The sequence below is a fragment of the Jiangella rhizosphaerae genome, assembly GCF_003579925.1.
Classification (GTDB): domain Bacteria; phylum Actinomycetota; class Actinomycetes; order Jiangellales; family Jiangellaceae; genus Jiangella; species Jiangella rhizosphaerae.
Map to the genome: position 1 here is coordinate 1 of NZ_QUAL01000424.1, position 19,726 is coordinate 19,726.

General features: G+C 73.1%; 20 protein-coding genes and 1 other RNA gene. 11 read left to right on the forward strand and 10 right to left on the reverse strand.

Annotated features, from left to right (window positions below; translation table 11 throughout):
* Window positions 1–304: 304 nt before the first annotated feature.
* Window positions 305–490 carry an SPOR domain-containing protein gene (locus DY240_RS28785; protein WP_119663087.1) on the reverse strand — a complete coding sequence of 62 codons (186 nt, stop codon included), beginning with the start codon at window positions 488–490 and terminating at the stop codon, window positions 305–307.
* 87 nt (window positions 491–577) lie between these two features.
* Between DY240_RS28785 and map the strand changes: the two genes are divergently transcribed.
* The 4 genes from map (at window position 578) to DY240_RS28805 (ending at window position 2,987) form a co-directional block, all read left to right on the forward strand.
* A complete protein-coding gene (gene map, locus DY240_RS28790) occupies window positions 578–1,426 on the forward strand; it encodes a type I methionyl aminopeptidase (protein ID WP_119663088.1) in 849 nt (282 codons plus the stop codon).
* Window positions 1,427–1,476: 50 nt separating this feature from the next.
* Window positions 1,477–2,232 carry a polyphosphate--glucose phosphotransferase gene (gene ppgK / locus DY240_RS28795; RefSeq protein ID WP_119663089.1) on the forward strand — a complete coding sequence of 252 codons (756 nt, stop codon included), beginning with the start codon at window positions 1,477–1,479 and terminating at the stop codon, window positions 2,230–2,232.
* 22 nt (window positions 2,233–2,254) lie between these two features.
* Window positions 2,255–2,628, forward strand: an RNA gene (gene rnpB, locus DY240_RS28800) — RNase P RNA component class A.
* 68 nt (window positions 2,629–2,696) lie between these two features.
* A complete protein-coding gene (locus DY240_RS28805; protein WP_119663090.1) occupies window positions 2,697–2,987 on the forward strand; it encodes a SinR family protein in 291 nt (96 codons plus the stop codon).
* 50 nt (window positions 2,988–3,037) lie between these two features.
* On the opposite strand, the gene DY240_RS28810 is transcribed toward DY240_RS28805, so the two are convergent.
* A complete protein-coding gene (locus tag DY240_RS28810) occupies window positions 3,038–3,823 on the reverse strand; it encodes an LPXTG cell wall anchor domain-containing protein (RefSeq protein ID WP_147375569.1) in 786 nt (261 codons plus the stop codon).
* A gap of 151 nt (window positions 3,824–3,974) precedes the next feature.
* On the opposite strand from DY240_RS28810, the gene DY240_RS28815 reads away from it, so the two are divergent.
* Complete coding sequence (locus DY240_RS28815) at window positions 3,975–4,607, forward strand: class I SAM-dependent methyltransferase (RefSeq protein WP_119663092.1); 633 nt, start codon at window positions 3,975–3,977, stop codon at window positions 4,605–4,607.
* Window positions 4,608–4,622: 15 nt separating this feature from the next.
* Here the strand turns inward: DY240_RS28815 and DY240_RS28820 are convergent, their stop codons facing one another.
* Window positions 4,623–5,552 (reverse strand): cation diffusion facilitator family transporter, encoded by a 930-nt coding sequence (locus tag DY240_RS28820; protein ID WP_199702671.1) that lies wholly within the window; start codon window positions 5,550–5,552, stop codon window positions 4,623–4,625.
* 26 nt (window positions 5,553–5,578) lie between these two features.
* Window positions 5,579–5,713: a hypothetical protein gene (locus DY240_RS33830; RefSeq protein ID WP_267901704.1), complete on the reverse strand. Its 135-nt coding sequence runs from the start codon at window positions 5,711–5,713 to the stop codon at window positions 5,579–5,581.
* A 49-nt stretch (window positions 5,714–5,762) separates the two neighbouring features.
* Between DY240_RS33830 and DY240_RS28825 the strand changes: the two genes are divergently transcribed.
* A complete protein-coding gene (locus DY240_RS28825) occupies window positions 5,763–6,158 on the forward strand; it encodes an ArsR/SmtB family transcription factor (protein ID WP_119663094.1) in 396 nt (131 codons plus the stop codon).
* Here DY240_RS28825 and DY240_RS28830 read toward each other — a convergent pair.
* Window positions 6,155–7,201, reverse strand: a complete 1,047-nt coding sequence (locus DY240_RS28830) for an iron-siderophore ABC transporter substrate-binding protein (RefSeq protein ID WP_119663095.1) — start codon at window positions 7,199–7,201, stop codon at window positions 6,155–6,157. The genes DY240_RS28825 and DY240_RS28830 overlap by 4 nt on opposite strands.
* A 203-nt stretch (window positions 7,202–7,404) precedes the next feature.
* Between DY240_RS28830 and DY240_RS28835 the strand changes: the two genes are divergently transcribed.
* Window positions 7,405–8,241: an MBL fold metallo-hydrolase gene (locus tag DY240_RS28835; protein ID WP_119663096.1), complete on the forward strand. Its 837-nt coding sequence runs from the start codon at window positions 7,405–7,407 to the stop codon at window positions 8,239–8,241.
* A 59-nt stretch (window positions 8,242–8,300) separates the two neighbouring features.
* On the opposite strand, the gene DY240_RS28840 is transcribed toward DY240_RS28835, so the two are convergent.
* Both DY240_RS28840 and DY240_RS28845 read right to left on the reverse strand, forming a co-directional pair.
* Window positions 8,301–11,300 (reverse strand): glycine--tRNA ligase, encoded by a 3,000-nt coding sequence (locus DY240_RS28840; RefSeq protein WP_119663103.1) that lies wholly within the window; start codon window positions 11,298–11,300, stop codon window positions 8,301–8,303.
* An 18-nt stretch (window positions 11,301–11,318) separates the two neighbouring features.
* The gene (locus DY240_RS28845; protein ID WP_119663097.1) at window positions 11,319–12,143 is read right to left on the reverse strand and encodes a methyltransferase domain-containing protein; all 825 of its coding nucleotides are present in this window, start codon (window positions 12,141–12,143) and stop codon (window positions 11,319–11,321) included.
* Between the two features lie 39 nt (window positions 12,144–12,182).
* Between DY240_RS28845 and yaaA the strand changes: the two genes are divergently transcribed.
* Window positions 12,183–12,977 carry a peroxide stress protein YaaA gene (gene yaaA, locus DY240_RS28850; protein ID WP_119663098.1) on the forward strand — a complete coding sequence of 265 codons (795 nt, stop codon included), beginning with the start codon at window positions 12,183–12,185 and terminating at the stop codon, window positions 12,975–12,977.
* Between the two features lie 577 nt (window positions 12,978–13,554).
* Here the strand turns inward: yaaA and DY240_RS28855 are convergent.
* The 3 genes from DY240_RS28855 to DY240_RS28860 are packed head-to-tail and all read right to left on the reverse strand — an operon-like array spanning window position 13,555 to window position 16,227.
* Window positions 13,555–14,637, reverse strand: coding sequence for a bifunctional RNase H/acid phosphatase (locus tag DY240_RS28855; RefSeq protein ID WP_199702675.1), 1,083 nt, complete (start codon window positions 14,635–14,637; stop codon window positions 13,555–13,557).
* Window positions 14,634–15,377 (reverse strand): zinc ribbon domain-containing protein, encoded by a 744-nt coding sequence (locus DY240_RS33085; RefSeq protein ID WP_199702679.1) that lies wholly within the window; start codon window positions 15,375–15,377, stop codon window positions 14,634–14,636. The genes DY240_RS28855 and DY240_RS33085 overlap by 4 nt, the downstream gene beginning before the upstream one ends.
* Complete coding sequence (locus tag DY240_RS28860) at window positions 15,367–16,227, reverse strand: Nif3-like dinuclear metal center hexameric protein (RefSeq protein WP_119663100.1); 861 nt, start codon at window positions 16,225–16,227, stop codon at window positions 15,367–15,369. The genes DY240_RS33085 and DY240_RS28860 overlap by 11 nt, the downstream gene beginning before the upstream one ends.
* Before the next feature lie 746 nt (window positions 16,228–16,973).
* Here DY240_RS28860 and DY240_RS28865 point away from each other — a divergent pair.
* The 3 genes from DY240_RS28865 to DY240_RS28875 all read left to right on the forward strand — a co-directional run bounded on the left by DY240_RS28865 (window position 16,974) and on the right by DY240_RS28875 (window position 19,684).
* Window positions 16,974–17,528, forward strand: coding sequence for a hypothetical protein (locus tag DY240_RS28865; protein ID WP_119663101.1), 555 nt, complete (start codon window positions 16,974–16,976; stop codon window positions 17,526–17,528).
* Window positions 17,525–17,800, forward strand: coding sequence for a hypothetical protein (locus DY240_RS28870; RefSeq protein ID WP_119663102.1), 276 nt, complete (start codon window positions 17,525–17,527; stop codon window positions 17,798–17,800). Before DY240_RS28865 ends, DY240_RS28870 begins: the two co-directional genes overlap by 4 nt.
* Window positions 17,801–17,947: 147 nt before the next feature.
* Window positions 17,948–19,684, forward strand: a complete 1,737-nt coding sequence (locus DY240_RS28875) for a histidinol-phosphatase (RefSeq protein ID WP_199702677.1) — start codon at window positions 17,948–17,950, stop codon at window positions 19,682–19,684.
* The last annotated feature ends 42 nt before the right edge of the window (window positions 19,685–19,726 follow it).

The following is a 19,726-nucleotide window of genomic DNA, read 5'->3' on the forward strand; positions in this document are numbered from 1 at the left end:
CAAGCTCGCCCTCACCTACCGCGGAGGCATCGTGCTCGCCGCCGTCACCATCTGGCTACGCCAATAAGGAGACGCGCCCTAGGGCTCCGCCGCGCCTGCGTGCCCGTGGAAGCGCTAAGAGTCCTCGCCCGGCGCCGGAATGATCACGTTCACCACCCGATCGCGTGCCACACGAGGCCTGCAGGCGTGGTGATGCGAGGGCAATCCTCGTGATGCCCCACCCGACGATGCGAGCTGACGCGGGCGGGGCGGCGGGAGGGCCGACGTCGCACGCCTGGGCGTACTCAGCCCGAGGTGCGACCCGTCACTCGTCGCCGTTCCACTCGCGGTCGAGGGCGTCCTGCTGGGCGGTCCGCTCGTGCGCCCGCGCCAGCGCGTCCTGCGCTTCTTCGCGCGTCTCGTACGGCCCGAGGCGGCGGTCGTTGGGGCAGCCGTCGACCGGCTCGACCCGAGAATGCACCAGGCACCAGTACCAGGGTCCGTCGGCCACGATGACTCCCTTCGCCGGAGACGCGCACCTCAACTGAACATCCCAGGCTTCGCCTGAGAAGCGCACCTCAGCCTAGACTTTCACACCATGTCGCCCGTCGTACCCGGCATCGTGTCGCCCGAACGCCCCGTCCCGCCGTCCATCGCGCGCCCGGAGTACGTCGGCAAGGCCCGCCCCACTCCGTTCGCCGGCTCCGAGATCAAGGACGCCGACACCATCGAGCGCATCCGCGTCGCCGCTCAGCTGGCCGCGCAGGCGCTGGCCGAGGTCGGCAAGCACGTCGAGCCGGGCATCACCACGGACGAGCTGGACGCCATCGGGCACGAGTTCCTCGTCGACCACGGCGCGTACCCGTCGACGCTGGGCTACCGCGGCTTCCCGAAGTCGCTGTGCACCAGCGTGAACGAGGTCATCTGCCACGGGATCCCCGACTCCACGGTGGTGCGCGACGGCGACATCGTCAACATCGACATCACCGCCTACATCGACGGCGTGCACGGCGACAACAACGCCACGTTCCTGGCCGGCGACGTCGACGAGGAGACGCGGTTGCTGGTCGAGCGGACGCAGGAGGCGCTCAACCGCGCCATCAAGGCGGTGAAGCCCGGCCGCGCCATCAACGTCATCGGGCGGGTCATCGAGTCGTACGCGAAGCGGTTCGGTTACGGCGTCGTGCGGGAGTTCACCGGCCACGGGGTCGGCGAGGCGTTCCACTCCGGGCTCGTCGTGCCGCACTACGACGATCCGGGGTCGACGACGATCATCGAGCCGGGCATGGTGTTCACCATCGAGCCGATGCTGAACCTCGGCACGCACGAGTGGACCATGTGGGACGACGGCTGGACGGTCGTCACGGCCGACGGCCGGCGGTCGGCGCAGTTCGAGCACACGTTGCTGGTCACCGAGAACGGCGCCGAGATCCTCACCCTGCCCTGACTTCGGCCGCCGGGTGGCCTGCGCGGGGCTCATGAGCGAAGCTTGATGACGTGACCTCGACGACGCAGGGCTTCGGCATCGACATCGGCGGCAGCGGCATCAAGGGGGCACCGGTCGACCTCGGCAGGGGCGAGTTCGCCACCGAGCGCGTCCGCATCGACACCCCTGAGCAGTCCACCCCTGAGAACGTCATCGCGGTGGTGCTCGAGGTGCTGGCGCGGTTCGGCTGGGACGGGCCGTTCGGCTGCACGTTCCCCGGCATCGTCAAACGCGGCGTCATCGGCTCGGCGGCGAACGTCGACAAGTCGTGGATCGGGGTGAACCTCGAGAAGGAGCTGACCGAGCGCACCGGCCGGCCCGTCACCATCGTCAACGACGCCGACGCCGCCGGAGTCGCCGAGGACCGCTTCGGCGCGGCCGCCGACCAGGACGGCGTCGTCATCGTCACCACGCTCGGCACCGGCATCGGCAGCGCCGTCCTGCACGACGGCGTCCTGCTGCCGAACACCGAGTTCGGCCACCTCTACCTCTCCCACCACAAGGAGGCGGAGAAGTTCGCCGCCGCCTCCGTCCGTGAGGAGAAGGACCTCTCCTGGGAGCACTGGGCCGAGCGGCTGCAGGAGTTCTACTCCCATCTCGAGTTCATCTTCTCCCCCGACCTGTTCGTCGTCGGCGGCGGCGTCAGCAAGAAGGCTGACAAGTTCCTGCCGCTGCTCGACCTCTCGACGCCCATCGTGCCGGCGGGTCTGCGTAACGACGGCGGCATCATCGGCGCCGCGCTGCTGGCGTCCGAACGCGCTGCTTAGGCGGTATCCTGGGGACGGAGGACGAGTCGGCCGGGCGGCCGCGTCGGGCCCGTCAGGTCCCGCCGAGGAAAGTCCGGACTCCACAGGGCAGGGTGGTGGGTAACGCCCACCCGGGGTGACCCGCGGGACAGTGCCACAGAAAGCAGACCGCCTCCCGCGTTCGCGCGGGCGGTAAGGGTGAAACGGTGGTGTAAGAGACCACCAGCGCCCCAGGTGACTGGGGCGGCTCGGTAAACCCCACCCGGAGCAAGGTCAGACAGGGAGCGTCCGAGGGCGGCCCGCCCGAGCTCCCGGGTAGACCGCTGGAGACCACCGGCAACGGTGGCCGTAGATGGATGGTCGCCGGTCCCGGTCCGCCGGGAACCACAGAATCCGGCTTAGAGGCCGGCTCGTCCTCCGTTCTGTCCGGCCGCCGGGGTAGCCTTCGCCGCTTCGTTCCCGATCACGCCGGAGGGCCACTGGACATGGCGATGATGCTGGTCAGCTACGACGCGAACACGCCAGGACACAGCTACGACCATCTTCTCGACGCGCTCGAAGGGTTCGGGGCGTACTGGCACTGTCTCGGCTCGACGTGGCTGGTCGAGACGAGGATGAGCATCACCCAGGTCCGCGACTCGCTCTGGCTGCACCTGCACCCGGACGACAAGCTCCTGGTCGTCGATGTGACCGGCGCACCCGCCTCGTGGGTCGGCTTCTCGCGGGAGTGCGGCGACTGGCTGCGCGACAACCTCGACCGCCCCGGCCGACCCTGACGGCGGGTGGTCCGGCGCCGCTGCGGCAGCGCCGGACCACCCGTCGGGTCCTACCGCTGGGCCGCCGTCCGGCGGATCACCAGCAGCGCACCGGCGGCCAGGAACGCTAGGGCCGCGAGCCAGAGCGCTCCCAGGTCGCCGGAGCCGGTGTTCGGCAGCTCTTCGCCGTCGCCGCCCACGCCCGCGCCGGCCGCGCCGCCGTCGTCCTCACCGGCGCCGTCGTCGGCCGTGCCGCCGGCGCCGTCGTCGCTGCCGCCGTCGTCGTCCTCACCGATCTCGCAGCCGAGCGCGTCGGAGTCCCGGTCCAGGTGGAACGGGTCCAGCTCGGCGTCGAACAGCTCGATCGGCTTGTAGGCGTCGTCAATGTCCGGGCAGTCGTAGTCGCCGTGCGTGTCGCTGCACCACGCGGCGGAGTCGGCGTAGTGGGCGCACGGACCCGGGTCCTCCGCCGGCGGCTCCTCAGCCGGCGGCTCCTCAGCCGGCGGCTCCTCCGCGGGCGGTTCTTCCGCAGGCGGTTCCTCGCTCGGCCCGCCGCCGGCGTCACCGCCGGGCGGGGCATCCGCCTCGCACCCCTGACCGTCATTGTTCCCATCGAGGCCGAACGGGTCGTCTCCCGGCACAGGAACAGGCTTCACGCTGTTCGGGATCTCGCCGCAGTCGTAGTCACCGTGGTCAGGGTCGCACCAGTTCTCGGAGCCCGGATAGGCGGCGCAGTCGGCCGCATCCTTCGTTTCGATCGTCGCTTCGACCGTGGCCTCACCATCCGCCCACGACGGCAGCGCGCCACCGAACAGCAAGGCCAGGCCGGCCAGTATCGCTATGGTGACCTTTCGCAAGGTCGCCCCCCTTCGGAACTTCGGATACATAGGCCGTAGGTACGGCCCACATCAAAGCCCCGGACGCTAGCGCGATCTTCGTCACTCCGGAAGCACTTTCGCCCGAATCGCCGCGATTCTCATGAAGATCGACGGAGTAGCGTGACCCATCGTGACCGGCCAGCGTGACAGCGACCCCAAGCAGATCGTCCGGCGCGGCTACGACGCCGTCTCGCACCACTACCGCGCCGACGACGCCGACCCCGACAGCCATCGGCCGTGGATCGCCGAGCTCACGCGCCGCCTCCCGGCGCACGCGAGCGTCCTGGATCTGGGCTGCGGCAACGGCGTCCCCGTGGCGCGCGACCTCGCCGCCGCCGGGTTCGCCGTCACCGGCGTGGACCTCAGCGAGGTGCAGATCGCCCGCGCCCGAGCGCTCGTCCCCGGTGCGACGTTCGTCGCCGCAGACGCGACCACCGTCGACCTCCCGGCCGCGAGCTTCGACGCCGTCGTGTGCCTGTACGCGCTGATCCACATCCCGCTGGAGGAGCAGCCGGCGCTACTGGAGCGCATCGCCGGCTGGCTGCGGCCCGGCGGCCTGTTCGTCGCCACCACCGGGCACGACGCGTGGACCGGCACCGAGGACGACTGGCTCGGCGGCGGCGCGACGATGTGGTGGAGCCAGGCCGACGCCGCGACGTACCGGACGTGGCTCGCCGCCGCCGGGTTCGCCGTCGAACGGCAGGAGTTCGTTCCCGAGGGCGACAGCGGGCACGAGCTGTTCTGGGCCGCGCTGCCCGGCTGACGCGCGGAGCTCAGCTCAGCGGGCGGCGTGGTGCGCGGTCAGCTCGTGCACATCGTCCGGGACGACGCCGTCGTAGGCCGGGTTGACGTGCACGACGACGTGGCCGAGGTGCCGGACGCGGTGCAGCAGGGCGTGGTGGACGATCTCGGCGATCCGGTGCCCCTCGGCGACGGTGGCGGCGCCGTCGACGTTGACGTCGACGTCTGCCTCGAGGCGGTGCCCGGTCCATCGCGCCCGGACGCGGCCGACGCCATGGACGCCGTCGACCCCGGCCGCGACCGACTCGATCGCCTCCACCGTGCCGTCGTCGACGCCGTCCATGAGCCGGCGGAAGATCGTGCGGGCCGACGTCACCAGGATCCACAGGATCGCAGCGCCCACCACGAGGCCCACGACGGCGTCGGCGCGCGGGAAGCCGAGCCACGCACCCGCCACGCCGACGACCACGACCAGCGACGTCAGGCCGTCCGCACGGGCATGGTGGCCCTCGGCGACCAGCGCGGCCGACCCGATGCGGCGGCCGATCCGGATGCGGTAGACGGCGACCGCTTCGTTGCCCGCGGCGCCGATCAGCGCGGCCGCCAGCACCCAGCCGAGGTTCGTCAGCTCGCGCGGCTCGATCAGCGCGCGCACCGCCTCGACGATGATGAGCGCCGCCGATGCCGCGATGACCAGCGCGATCAGCACGCCGGAGAGATCCTCGGCACGACGGAAGCCGTACGGGTAGCGGCGGGTCGGCGCCCGCCGGCCCAGCCGGAACGCGATGAGCAGCGGGATCGTGGTGATCGCGTGCCCAAGGTTGTGCACGGTGTCGGCCAGCAGCCCGACCGACCCGCTCACGGCGACGATGACCAACTGCAGCGCGGCGGTCGCCATCATGCCGGCCAGCCCGATCCACGCCGCCCGGATGCCGGCGCCGCTGGCCTCCTCGGCGCTCTCGATCACCTCCGTCGCGTCGTGTGAGTGCGGGGTCAGCGCATGCCGCAGCCGCCCGAACCAGCCGCTGCCGCGACCGTGCCCGTGCCCATGCCCATGACCGTGATCGGCGTCATGTCCGTGCCCGTGCCCTGTCCCGTGATGATGTGCGCTTCCCACACCATCAGCATATCTGCGCACCTACGCAGGTATGCAAATGCGCAGAGTAGACTCGTCCACGTGCACGAGAGCATCGACGGATTCGACCTCCCGGCCGCCGACCAGGTCGAGCGGGCGGCCGCCGCGCTGCGCATGCTGTCCGACCCGACCCGGCTGAAGCTCATGTGGGCGCTGCTGCAGGGCGAGTCGTCGGTGAACTGCCTGGCCGACCTCGTCGGCGCCAGCCCGAGCGCCGTCAGCCAGCACCTGGCCAAGCTGCGGCTCTCAGGCCTGGTCATCAGCCGCCGCGAGGGCACGTTCGTCTACTACCACGCCGCCGACACCCACGTCCGCCAGCTGCTCGAGCAGGCGCTCTTCCACGCCGACCACGCCCGCGGCGAGCACCCGCGCGAGGACGACCCGCACCACGTCCACGAGATCGGCGGTGTCACCGCCCCGGTGGCACCGGCCGGCTAGCCGGCGACCACCTCCGCAAGCTGGGGCACCAACTCCTCCAGCGCGTAGGGCAGGCTGAGCACCGTCGACCACGTCAGGGCGCCGGACACCAGCGGGTCCTCGATGAACAGCACCCGGCCGTCCTGGACGACCTGCAGCTGGTCGTAGAGCGGCTTGGCCTCGATCTGCTCGCGCAGGGTGTCGTCGTGGCCGACGTTCCAGATCAGGAGCTCGCGGTCGAGCTGGGTCATCAGCTCGTCGCTGATCGGCGCGCCGTCGAGGTCGCCGGCCAGCTCGGCGATGTCGGCGGGCAGCACGAAGCCGAGCTGCGTCATGAACACCGTCCGCGGGTCGGTGGCGCTGCGGGCGAACGACGAGCCCGGCTCGAACTGCTCGGCGACGACCATCTCGACGCCTTCGAACTCGGGGTGCGCCGCGGCGGCGTCGGCGAACTGTTGGTCGATCTCGGCGATGAGCTCCTCGGCGCGACCGGCCTGGCCGAGGATCTGCCCGACCATGCGGGTGGTCTCCTGCCACGGCATGCCGTACTCGGGGTAGTCCGGCGACGACGCGACGGTCGGCGCGATGACCGACAGCGTGTCGTACTCCTCCTGCGTCATGCCGGTGTAGAGGCCGATGATGAGGTCGGGTTCGAGCTCGGCGATGGTCTCGTAGTCGAAGTCCTGCATGCCGGTGAACGCGCCCTGGTTGAGCACGACCGGCTCGGCGTCGCCCAGCTCGTCCTGCGCCCACGGCCAGGTGGCGTGCTCGTACTCGCCGTACCAGTCGGTGACGGCGACCGGCGCGACGCCGAAGGCCAGCACGGCATCCTGGTCGCTGAAGCCGAGAGTCACGATCCGCTCCGGCGCCTCGCTCAGCTCGGTGGTGCCGTAGCGGTGCTCGACGGAGGCGGGAAACTCACCGGCGCCCGCGTCGGCCGACGGGTCCGGCTCGCTCGTCGCGGTCCCGCCGCTGCCGTCGTCGTCACCCCCGCAGGCGGCGAGGAGCAGGAGCGAAACCGCTAGGACGAGGGCAAGCCGGCGGCCGGCGACGCGAAGCAACATGCGAGAAAGGATAGGCTGCCCTTATTTGGCGCGAGTGGCCGCCCCAGGAAGGGGCCGCGGCCGGACGAATCCCGCTGGACGGCCCCAGCCGGACGAACCCGCCGTGGCCCGCGAGGCAGACCCCGCCCGGCGGGGTGGGCCTCCCACCCTACGGGCGGGCACCGACAACCCGCGTCCGCGATCGCTGACGGTACGGTCGCCGCATGGCCGGCCTCGTCGAGGTGACGCGGAACGTCCTCGTCGCCACCCACGCGTTCTGCACCAGCACCACGACCGTGATCGCCGGCGACGACGGCGGGCGGCGGCAGCCGGCCGCGCCGTCCGACGCCGGTCGCTCGGGAGACTGCCTGGTCGTCGACCCGGGCATCACGCCGACCGAGCTGGACGACCTCGCCACAGAGCTGGCCGGCCGCCGGCTGCACGTCGCCGCCGGGTTCGCGACCCACCCGCACTGGGACCACGTGCTGTGGAGCCGGGCGCTCGGCGCCGACGTGCCGCGGTTCGCGACGGCCGACTGCGTGGTCGCGGCGACGGCCGACCGCGAGGCCGGCCTGGCCGCGGCCCGCGCCGACGCTCCGGGGACCGACGGCGACCTGTTCGCCCGGCTCACCGCGATCCCCGACCGTGGGCCGGACGTGCCGTGGCGCGGCCCGCGGGTCGAGGTCGTCGAGCACCGGGCGCACGCGCGCGGGCACGCGGCGCTGCTGGTCGCCGACGCCGGAGTGCTGATCGCCGGCGACATGTGCTCGGACCTGGAGGTGCCGCTGCTGGACCTCGACGCCGCCGACCCGCTCGGCGACTACCACCGAGCACTTGACCTGTTCGAGACGCTGGCCGGCGACGTCCAGTACGTCGTGCCCGGTCACGGACACGTCGGCGACCACGCCGAACTGCGCCGACGACTGGCCGCCGACCGCCGCTACCTCGACGAGCTGGCCGCCGGGCGCGGCGACGACGACCCTCGGCTCACCACGGACTGGCTGATCCGCGACCACCGGGCCCAGCGCGCCGCCGTCAGTCCCCGCCCCACCTCCGGTTGATCGTGGGTCAGGGGCACGGCGGTCGGCGCGGGCCGACGCCGGCGTGCGCCACGACGGACTCAGCCGAGGGCGGTGTCGAGCGCGGCCCAGTCGACGGTGCGGGGGCTGTGCGCGCCGATGGTCGCCAGCAGGCCCAGCCGGGACGAACGCACCGCGGGGTCCTCGGCCATCACCAGGATGTCGTCGAAGAACGCGTTGACCGGGTCGACCAGCGCGCCGGCGGCGTCGGCGAACTCGGCGACCGGGCGGCCGGACATGTCGCCCAGCGCGGCCACCGCCTCGACCAGCCGCTGTTCGGCCGGCTCGGTCAGCACGGCGGGGTCGTAGGACGCGGCGGTGCCGGCCGGCACGATGCGGTTGATCCGCTGCAGCGCCGCCACCAGCGCCCGGAACGACTCGTCGCCGGCCCGCGACCGCAGCGCCGACAGCGTGGCGACGGCCTGGCCGGGCGCGTCGGCGCCGGGCAGGACGGCGGAGACGAAGTCGGCGGGGACGTCCTCGTCGCGCAGCTGCTGAGCGAACCGGGCGACGACGAACTCGCGCGCCGCCGCCACCGCGGAGTCGGAGACCTCGATGCCCTGGGCACGCAGCCGGTCGGCCGCGACCGACAGGCCGCCGTCGACCGTCACCGCGGACAGGGACGGCGTCTCGCGCAGGATGCGCACGACGCCCAGCGCGGCGCGCCGCAGCCCGAACGGGTCGGAGCTGCCGGTCGGCTTGGCGCCGAGCGCGAACATGGCCATGAGCAGGTCGAACCGGTCGGCCAGTGCGAGCACGGCGCCGGGCGGCGATGCCGGCAGCGCGTCGGCCGTCGACCGCGGCAGCTCCATCTCGTACAGCGCCTGCCCGACGGCGGGCGACTCCCCCGCCCGGACGGCGTACTCGCGAGCCATGACGCCGGCCAGGCTGGACAGCTCGACCACCATCTGCGACGACAGGTCGAACTTGGCCAGCGCGGCGGCCCGTCCCAGCGCCGCGGCGTCGTCGGAGGACAGCTCGACGCCCTTGGCGAGGTCGGCGGCGATGGTCTCGATGCGGGCGGCCCGCTCGGCCATCGAGCCCAGCTTCTCCTCGAACGTCAGCTTGGCCAGACCCTCCTTGAACCGCTCCAGCGGCACCTCGAGGTCGGCCCGCCAGAAGAACGCGGCGTCCTCGTACCGGGCCCGCAGCACCGCCTCGTTGCCGGCCCGCACCGCGTCGGCGTCGCACGATCCGTTGGCGACGGCGACGAAGTGCGGGAGCAGCGCGCCGTCGGCCGCGCGGACCGGCAGGTAGCGCTGGTGCTTGCGCATGACCGTGGTCAGGATCTGCTCGGGCAGCTCCAGGTACCGGGTGTCGAAGCCGCCGAGCAGCGCGTTGGGCTCCTCGACCAGGTTGGTGATCTCGTCGATCAGCCCGGCCTCGGCGTCGGTGTCGACGACGCCGCCGACCTGGGCGGCCAGCTCGGACGCGGCCTCGACGACGGCGGCCCGGCGGGCGACGGGGTCGGCGACGATGCCGTGCCCGGCCAGGAACTCCAGGTAGCCGGCGGCCGACGGCACCGTGACGACGGGCTCGGCGGCGGTGCGGTGCACACGCGTCGTCCGGCCGCTGACCAGCGCCGACACCCGCACCGGCACGACGATGTCGCCGAGCAGCGCGGTGAGCCAGCGGATCGGCCGGGTGAAGGACAGCGCGGGGTCGTTCCACCGCATGTTCTTCTCCGACCGCAGCTCGGACACGACGTCGGCGAGCAGCGACGACAGCACCTCGACGGCGCCGCGGCCGGCGTCGACCACGCGGACGACGACGTGCTGGTTGCCGCCGAAGTCGGCGGTCGCGAGGTCGGCGACGTCGACACCCTGGCCGCGAGCGAACCCGAGCAGGGCCTTCGTCGGGTTGCCGTCGGCGTCGTAGGCGGCCTCGACGCGCGGGCCGCGGACGGTGCGGTCGGCGTCGGGCTCGCGCGGCTCGACGGCGTCGACCTGGACGACGATGCGGCGCGGCGTGCCGACGACGCTGACGTCGCCGTGACCGAGCCGCGTCGCGCCGAGCTTCGTCACGACGGCCTCGCGCACCGCGGCCACGGTGTTGGTGACCTCGTGCGGCGGCATCTCCTCGGTGCCGATCTCGAACAGCAGCGGCGCCTGGCCGCTCAGCTCCACCGGGTGGTCGGGCAGCAGCGGCTCGGCGTCGTCGCCGTCGAGACCCGGCCGCGACACCAGGCCCAGCGGGTGGCCGAGCTCCTCGCGCCGCGCCGTCCACAGCGACGACACCTCGCGGGCCAGGCCGCGCATGCGGGCGAACGCCTTGGCCCGCTCGGTGGTGCTGATGGCGCCGCGGGCGTCGAGGACGTTGAAGGTGTGCGAGCACTTGAGCACGTAGACGTGCGCCGGGACCGGCAGCCGCTCGGCGATCATGCGCTCGGCCTCGGCGGCGTAGGTGTCGAACAGCCGGCGGTTGGCCTCGATGTCGGCGTCGTCGAGGTAGTAGCGCGACATCTCGTACTCGGCCTGGCCGAACGCCTCGCCGTAGGAGATGCCGGGCGCGTACTCGATGTCCTTGAAGTGGCTGACGCCCTGCAGCGCCATGATGATGCGCTCGATGCCGTAGGTGATCTCGACGGAGACCGGGTCCAGCGTCTGCCCGCCGGCCTGCTGGAAGTAGGTGAACTGGGTGATCTCGAGGCCGTCGAGCCACACCTCCCAGCCCAGCCCCCACGCGCCGAGGGCGGGCGAGGCCCAGTTGTCCTCGACGAACCGGATGTCGTGGGCGTGGATGTCGATGCCCAGCGCCTCGAGGCTGGCGAGGTAGATCTCCTGCGGGTCGCCCGGGTCGGGCTTGAGGATGACCTGGAACTGGGTGTGCGTCTGCAGGCGGTTCGGGTTCTCGCCGTACCGTGCGTCGTCGGGCCGGACACTGGGCTCGACGTAGGCGACGTGCCAGGGCTCCGGACCCAGGACCCGGAGGATGGTGGCCGGGTTCATGGTTCCGGCGCCGACCTCGGTGTTGAACGGCTGCACCATGAGGCAGCCCCGGTCGGTCCAGTACTTCGTCAGCGCGAGCAGCGCGTCCTGCATCGTGAGCACCGGGAAAGCCTAGTGGGGTGAGGCCGCTGGCACGAACTCGATCCCGGTGACCCGGGCCAGGATCTCACCGTGCGGAACGAGGAACCAGCCGTCGTCGTGGCCGGCCCACTCCCGCCACGTGGCGGCCAGCCGGTCGAGGTCGGCGGTGGTCGCCAGGCCGCGGCCGACAGCCTGCTCGGCGAACGCCGACGAGGTGACGCGGTCGGCCCACAACCCACCCCACCACGCGCGGTCGTCGGGGCTGCTGAAGCACCAGACGCTCGCGGTGGCGGTGACGGCGGACAGCCCGGCCTCGTGCGCCCACGCGAGGAGCCGCCGGCCGGCGTCGGGCTCGCCGCCGTTGCCGAGGGCCAGCGTGCGGTACAGCTCCAGCCACTCGGACAGCCCGGGCAGCCGCGGGTACCAGATCATGCCGGCGTAGTCGGAGTCGCGCGCCGCGACCACGCCGTCCGGCCGGGCCACCCGGGCCATCTCGCGCAGGACGGCGACGGGGTCGGCGACGTGCTGCAGCAGCTGGTGAGCGTGGACGACGTCGAACGTGGCGGTCTCGAACGGCAGCGCGGCGGCGTCGCCGGTGACGAACTCGACCGCGCCGGCGCCGTCACCCGCGGCGGCCCGGCCGATGACGTCGGCCGACGCGTCCAGCCCGACCACCCGGCCGGGCGCCACCAGCGACGCGAACTCCGTCGTGATGGTTCCCGGCCCGCACCCCACGTCGAGAACGTCCGTCCCCGGCGTGAGCCGATCGCGCAGGTACGCCGCCGAGTTCGCGACCGTGCGCCAGGTGTGCGAGCGCAGGACGCTCTCGTGGTGGCCGTGCGTGTACGTCGCCATGCCGCCACGGTAGTCAAGCCGGTCGGTAGGCTCTCGGGAGTGCTGATCCTCCTGCCGCCGTCGGAGGGCAAGACCGCGCCGGACGACGGCGCCGCGGTCGACCTCGACGCGTTGTCGTTCCCAGAGCTGACGGGCGACCGCGTCGACCTGCTGGCCGCGCTGGTCCGGCTGTGCCGCACGTCGCCGGAGGCCGCGGCGCAGGCGCTCGGGCTCGGGCCGACCCAGGCCGCCGACGTCGAGCGCAACGCCGTCCTGCCGCAGGCGCCGGCCGCGCCGGCGCGCGAGGTCTACTCCGGCGTGCTGTACGACGCGCTCGGCCTGCGCACGCTGCGCGGCGGCACGGCCCTCCGGGCCGACGAGTCGGTGCTGATCACCAGCGGACTGTGGGGGCTGCTGCGACCGTCGGACATCATTCCGGCCTACCGCCTGGGCGGCGGTGTGAGCCTGCCCGGAGTCGGGCCGCTGGCCGCGTTCTGGCGCCGGCCGCTGAGCAAGACATTGCCGGCGGCGGCCGGCGACGAGCTGATCATCGACCTGCGGTCCAGCACCTACGCGGGCTTCTGGCGGCCGCCCGCCGACCTCGCCGCCCGCACCGTCGTGGTCCGAGTCCTGCACGAGCACGACGGCAGGCGCACCGTCGTCAGCCACCACAACAAGGCGACGAAGGGCCGCATCGTGCGGCGGCTCCTGCAGGACGGCGCCCGGGTGACGACGCCGGCCAGGCTGGTCAAGGTGCTGACGCGGCTGGGCTGGACCGCCGAGCTGACCCCGCCGTCCGGCCCCGGCCGCCCGGCCACCGTCGACGTCGTGGTGACCGAGGTGCCGACCTCCTGACGGGGGTGGGGCATGGGTGAGGCGTTGGGCCCCGTCCCCCTGCTGCCCGATTGTCTTGGCCGCGCACGCGCGCCTCAAGCGGACCATGGAGGCGCTTCGCGCCGACGATGACCGCTTGACCCGCGCGCCCGCGGCTCAGAACGGGCAGCTATCAGGGGGACGGGGGAAGAGCGGCGACGACTCCTTGGGCGTTCGGCCGGTTTCTGTGTGGCGTTGGTGTCGTAGCGTCCACGTCGTGAGATTTCACCGTGATTCGCGGGCCATCACGAGGATTACCCCAGCGTCAACACCCCTACAGTCATGGTGAAGCTCAGGTAATCCTCGTGATGTAGGCGATCGTCGATGATCATCGCGCGCCGCCGCCCGACAAAGCAGGACGAAACGGGCACGACAACGCCGAGGCGTGCCCGCTCTGCCCCCGTCCCCCTGATAGCTGCCCGTTCTTGGCCGCGGAACCGCGGGTCAAGCGGATCCTCGTCGGCGCGAAGCGCCCCAAATGGTCCGCTTGAGGCGCGGTTGCGCGGCTAAGAAAATGGGCAGCAGGGGGACGGCCAACGCTGCACGGACGGCCAACGAATCACGGACGATGGCCGAACGACGGCAGTGCGGTGCTGCCGTCGGCGAAGTACTGCAGTTCGGTGACCGAGCCGGGCGACGGCAGCAGGCGGAACAGCGACTCGGGCGGCGCGCCGAGCACGAGCCGGGTCAGCGTGCGCATGGGGATGGAATGGGTCACGACGACGACCGGCTGGCCCGGGTAGGCGGCCAGGAGGGCGTCGCGGGCGGCGGTGATGCGCGGGACGACGTCGTCGAGCGACTCGCCGCCCGGCGGCCGCTGCGCGGGCGAGCCGTACCAGCCGGCCAGCGCGCCCGGGTAGCGCTCGCCGATCTCGGCCAGCGTCAGGCCGTCCCACTCTCCGAAGTGGCACTCGCGCCACGCCTCGTCGACCGTGGGCGTGAGGCCGAGCCGCCGGCCGATGATGTCGGCGGTCTCGCGGGTGCGCAGCATCGGCGAGCAGACGACGGCGACGGCGCCGCTGGTGCTCAGCAGTTCCGCGGCGCGGGCCGCCTGCTCGCGGCCGGTGTCGTCGAGGCTCGGGCCGGGCACGCCGCCGCCGCTGAACCGCCGGGCGGCCGTCATGGACGTCTGGCCGTGCCGCACGACGTGCAGCGTGGTGGGTGGGCCGAGTTCCGGCGTCCAGGCGGTGAGCTTGGTGGGCGGGGCGGTGACGTCGGCGGGCGGCTGCACCGGCCGGCCGTCGAGGGCCTGGTTGACCAGCCGGTCGGCGTGCGCGTTCTCGGCCCGCGGCACCCAGGTGTAGCTGACCCGGTCGCGCGGGAAGATCCGGCCGGCCTCGTGTGCCAGGGGTCGCAGCTCGGCGTTCTTGATCTGCCAGCGGCCGGACAGCTGCTCGACGACGAGCTTGGAGTCGAGCCGGGCCTCGACGACGGCGTCGGGGTCGACGCCGCGGGCGGCTCGTAGGCCGGCCAGCAGGCCGCGATACTCGGCGACGTTGTTCGTCGCGACGCCGATGGCCTCGGCCGTCTCGGCGAGCACCTCACCGGTCTCGGCGTCGCGGACGACGGCGCCGAACGCGGCCGGGCCGGGGTTGCCCCGCGACCCGCCGTCGGCCTCGACGATCAGCCGCCGGCTGGTCACAGCCCTGACTCGGGGGTACGGACCAGGATGCGCCGGCACTCCTCGTGCCGGACCACGACGTCGGCCGGGAGCGCGCGGATGCGGCCCAGCTCGGCGGCGTCGAGCTGGATCATGCAGCCCTCGCACCGGCGCTGCCGCAGCGCCGCCGCGCCGATGCCGCCGCGATCGGCGCGGATCTTCTCGTACAGCGCCAGCAGGTCGGCCGGGACCTCGGCGGCCAGCGCCTGACGCTCGGCACGGGCCGCGGCGGCGTCCTGGTCGATCTGCGCCCATGCGGCGTCGCGAGCGGCTTGGACCTCCTGCGCCTTCTTGCCGACGCTCTCGCGCTCGGCGGCCAGCGCGGCGGCCTCGTTCTGGGCCTCCTCGAGCCGCTCCATGATCTCGATCTCGGCGTCCTCGAGCACGCCTTGGCGGCGGTTGAGCGAGGCGATCTCGCTCTGCAGGCTCTCGAGCTCTTTGGCCGACGACACCTGGCCGGCGTCGAGCCGCTTCTGGTCGCGGTCCTTGCGGGCCCGCACCTGCTCGACCTCGGCGTCGGCGCGCTTCTGCTCGCGCTCGAGGTCGGCGACCGCGGTGCCGGCGACGACCTCGGCGTCGCGCAACCGGCTGTGCTCGGCGGCGAGCGTCTCGAGCTCGGCGGCCTCGGGCAGCGTCCTGCGGCGATGGGCCAGCTGGTCCAGCCGCTGGTCGACCGCCTGGACGTCGAGCAGCCGCAACTGGACGGCGGGGTCAGCGTTCAGCGTGAGCTCCTTCGTCGGCACCGGGTTCCCGGGCGGGCCGGTGCAGTGTCCACGGATCGGTCGGGGTGGTCGAGACGCGAGTCTCCACCGTAGCGCCTGCGCCCGACAACTCCGCCGTCAGCAGCGCCGCGGCGTCGGGCAGCCAGGGCCACTCGCTGGCCCAGTGGGCGACGTCGACGAGCGCCGGCCCGCCGGCCTCGCCCGCCTCCGACGACGGGTGGTGCCGCAGGTCGGCCGTCACGTACGCGTCGACGCCCAGGGCGCGGACGTGGCCGAGCAGGGAGTCGCCCGCACCGCCGCACACCGCGACCGTCGCGACGACGGAGTCGGGATGGCCCATGGCGCGCACCCCGGCCGCCGTCTCGGGAAGTGCGGCGGCGACCCGGCGAACGAACGCGCTCAGCGGCTCGGGCCGCGGCAGCCTGCCGACCCGGCCGAGGCCGAGGGCGGGGTCCTCGGAGCCGGCGGGCACCAGCGGGCAGGTCTCCTCCAGCCCGAGCACCGACGCGAGCGCGTCGTTCACGCCCGGCGCGGCGCGGTCGGCGTTGGTGTGCGCGGTGTACAGGGCGGCGCCGCCGGTGATCAGCCGGTGCACCAGCCGTCCCTTCGGCGTCGTGGCCGGCACCCCGTGCACCGGACGCAGGAACAGCGGGTGATGGGTGACGACGAGGTCGGTGTCCCAGTCGAGGGCGTCGTCGACCACGGCGGCGACGGGGTCGACGGCGAACAGGACGCGGCGCACCAGCGCGTCGGGGTCGCCGCACACCAGGCCGACGGCGTCCCACGACTCGGCCAGCTCCGGCGGGTACAACCGCTCGAGCGCGGCGACGACATCGGCGAGACGGACCATCAGCTGGTTCCCCGTGTCAGGCCATGCATGGCATTCGACTCCCTCCGGGCGCCTTCACAGGCCGACCATATCGATCTCTGCCGGCGCGCCGCCGAGACGGACCCGCTCTCCGGTTGACGTCGTGATGACACCGATGTGACTCTCGTCCCGGAGGGGGCACGGCACGCATGAGGAGGCTGGTCCCATCAGCACCGCACACCCCGCCGACGGCCACCCCTGGTGCGTCGAGCACGACCCGGCCGGCGTCTGCCTCGGCGACCTCCACGAGGTCCCCGGCGGCGGTGCCGCCTGGCTCGAGGGTGCCCGCTCCGGCGGCCGCGGCGCGGCCGTCGTCCTGGCGCTGGCCCGGCCCGACGCCCGGCGGTCACCGCGGTTCACCGCCCGCGAGGTGCGCGAGCTGGCCGCCGTGCTGACGGCACTGGCCGACGAGCTCGACCGCTCGGAACGGCCGGCAGGGTGAGTCGAACGCCCGTTTGACATCCTCCGCCCACCACCTCGTATCATGAGTGCATAGCCTCCACGCCCCTCCAGAGGGCCCTGGTAGCGCTATCGACCACGAGGCGCGGCATCCGGCCGGACAGTCTCGTACCGGCCGCTCAAGGTGGGACGGCACGGCGACCCGACGCGCATCTTCACGCCGTCCCCGTTCAGGGGTTCGGCTGCTGGGCGACGCCGTCCCCGCGTGCTCGACCACGACGGCTACCCCGGCCCCCGTCAGCTCATGAGCGACTCCATTGGAGGACTCCGTGGCCACCACACCAGCCGCGGACCGTCGTGACGTCATCGCCCGGTCCGCGTTCCTCAGTGACGATGTCGGCGAGATGATCGCCTGGCACGACACCGAGGGCCCGTCCATCGACATCCATCTCGAGCCCGCCGACTCCGGTCAGCGGGTCGACGTCTCCGTCACGCCGTCCGAGGCACGTGCCCTGGCCCGGCAACTGACCGAGCTCGCCGACACCGCACAGCGGGCCGGCTGGACCCCGGAACTGCTCGCCGAGGCGCGCGAGCGCTACCTGCCGGGGATGTCCGACGAGCAGATCATCGCCCGGCTCGATGCCCTCACCGACCGCCTCGGCGGGCTCGTGCTCGGCTACCGAGGACGCATCGACTGGCGGGCCGGGCGCATCCTCGTCGCCGAGACCGGCCACGAGCTGCTCGGCCGCGCGGCCACCGCGGTCGACGCCGCCGAGCAGCACCTGGCCGGCTACCAGCAGGCGGTCGAGCAGCTCACCACGGTCAAGGCCGAGCTCGACCACGTCCGCCGGTTCTTCGAGCACGAGAGCGAGCTCGACCGATGACCGCCGCGCCCGCCTCCGACGAATGCGCGCTCAAGTGGTGCAACGAAGCCGGCGAGCACACCGAGCACCGCCAGTACCTCTCGTCCCTGGTCACCTGGCGCCAGACCTGGCTGGTCGGGGTCAACGTCGTCCAGGCAGGCGGCGAGCCCCTCCACGTCGAGCTCACCGCCACCACCCGGTTCTCCCCACCGGCCACGGTGACGCTGAGGCCCGACGAGGCCGAAGCGGTCGGGCAGGCGCTCCTCGAGGCCGCCGCCCGCTGCCTCCGCTGAGCGGCCCGCGGCCGCCGCTCCGCCCGCCGGGGCGGCGGCCGCAGGCCGCCGACCGTTCGCACGATTCGCCCCGAGCCGTCGCCTGACGGTCACCTGCCGGCGCGATAGTCCCGCCATCAGCCGACCCGGGCCAGAAGGGTGACTCCCATGTGTCACACCGACGACCACGCGCACCAGCACGACGCGTTCCATCACCGTCCGCACGACCTCGGCGATCCGGTGGACGCCGACACCACCGCCGCGCTCGACCTCTCCATCGACGACACCGAGCTCTCGCCCGCCCAGCTGTCCCGCCGCGGCCTGTTCCGGTCCGCCGGCATTCTCGGCGGCGCCACGGCGCTCGGCATGGCCGGGGTCACGCCGGCCATGGCCGCCGGCGACGACGAGCGGTCCGGCTCCGGCGGCGGCGCCGTCCGCGAGTGGCTGGCCGGCGACCACCACATCCACACCCAGCACAGCTCCGACGCCATGTACCGCGTGCTCGACCAGGTGCAGCACGGCGCCGCCTACGGCCTCGACTGGATGGTCATCACCGACCACGGCGGCGCCACGCACGCACGCATCGGCGTCGAGCTGGTCAACCCCGACATCCGGGCCGCCCGCGAGCTGCTCCCCGGCACCCTGGTGTTCCAGGGCCTGGAGTGGAACATCCCGGCCGCCGAGCACGGCACCGTGTTCGTCGCGCCGGGCCGCAACGAGGTCGCCGTCCTCAAGCAGTTCGAGACCGACTACGACGGCTCGGTCAGCGGCACGTCGGCCAGCAGCCCCGCCAACGAGGCGCTCGCCCTGGCCGGCATCGCCTGGCTGGGCCGCCAGGTCGACCGCCGTCGCGTCGACGACGCGCTGTTCCTGGCCAACCACCCGGCGCGGCAGGGCATCGACAGCCCGCACGAGATCCGCGCCTGGCGCGACGCCGACCCGCGCATCGCCATCGGCTTCGAGGGGGCGCCCGGCCACCAGGCCGCCGGCCTGCCCGCGGGCGTCGGCGCCGGTTCGGCCCGCGGCTTCTACGGCGGCGCACCCGGCCCCCACTCCTTCCCCGGCTACCCGCTCGAGAGCTACCGCACCTGGGGCGGCTTCGACTGGATGACGGCGACCGTCGGCGGCCTGTGGGACAGCCTGCTGGCCGAGGGCAAGCCGTGGTCCATCAGCGCCAACTCCGACTCCCACACCAACTGGGGCGACACCAGCCGGCGACCCGACGGCTCCAGTTCCGAGCAGTTCAGCCGCGACGGCCGCTACGGCGACCCTGTCTACAGCGGCGGCGTCAACCTGACGGCCGGCGACTACTGGCCCGGCCTGTACTCCCGCACCCACGTGGGCGCCTCGAAGCGCGACTACCTCGCGGTCATGCGCGGCCTGCGCGACGGCCGCATCTGGGTCGACCACGGCCGGCTGGTCAAGGCGCTCGACGTCACCGTGCGCGTCCGCGGCACCCGCGGCGGAGGCGTCCCGCTCGGCTCCACGCTGCGGGTCCGCCGCGGCACCCGCGTCGAGCTGGTCGTCGGCATCACCGCCCAGGACGTCCCCAACTGGTCGCAGTTCGTGCCACGACTCAACCGCATCGACCTCATCCGCGGCGCGGTCGACCCCGGTCACGCCGAGGAGCAGCGCGACACGTTCGTGGCACCCGACACCCGGGTCGTCCAGCAGTGGGACACCTCGGGCCGCACCGGCAGCTATGAGATCGTGCACGACCTCGGCCGCGTCGACGACGCGTTCTACGTCCGGCTGCGCGGCACCGACGGCAACCGCAGCCAGCCCGGCTTCCTCGGCGCGGCCATCGACCCCGAGGGTCCGGCCCTCGACGTCGTCGGCAACGCCGACCCGTGGCTGGACCTCTGGTTCTACACGAACCCCATCTGGGTGGCGCCGACGCGCTGAAGCGTCGCCGCCGGCGGCCGGCCTTCCTGGCGGGAGGCCGGC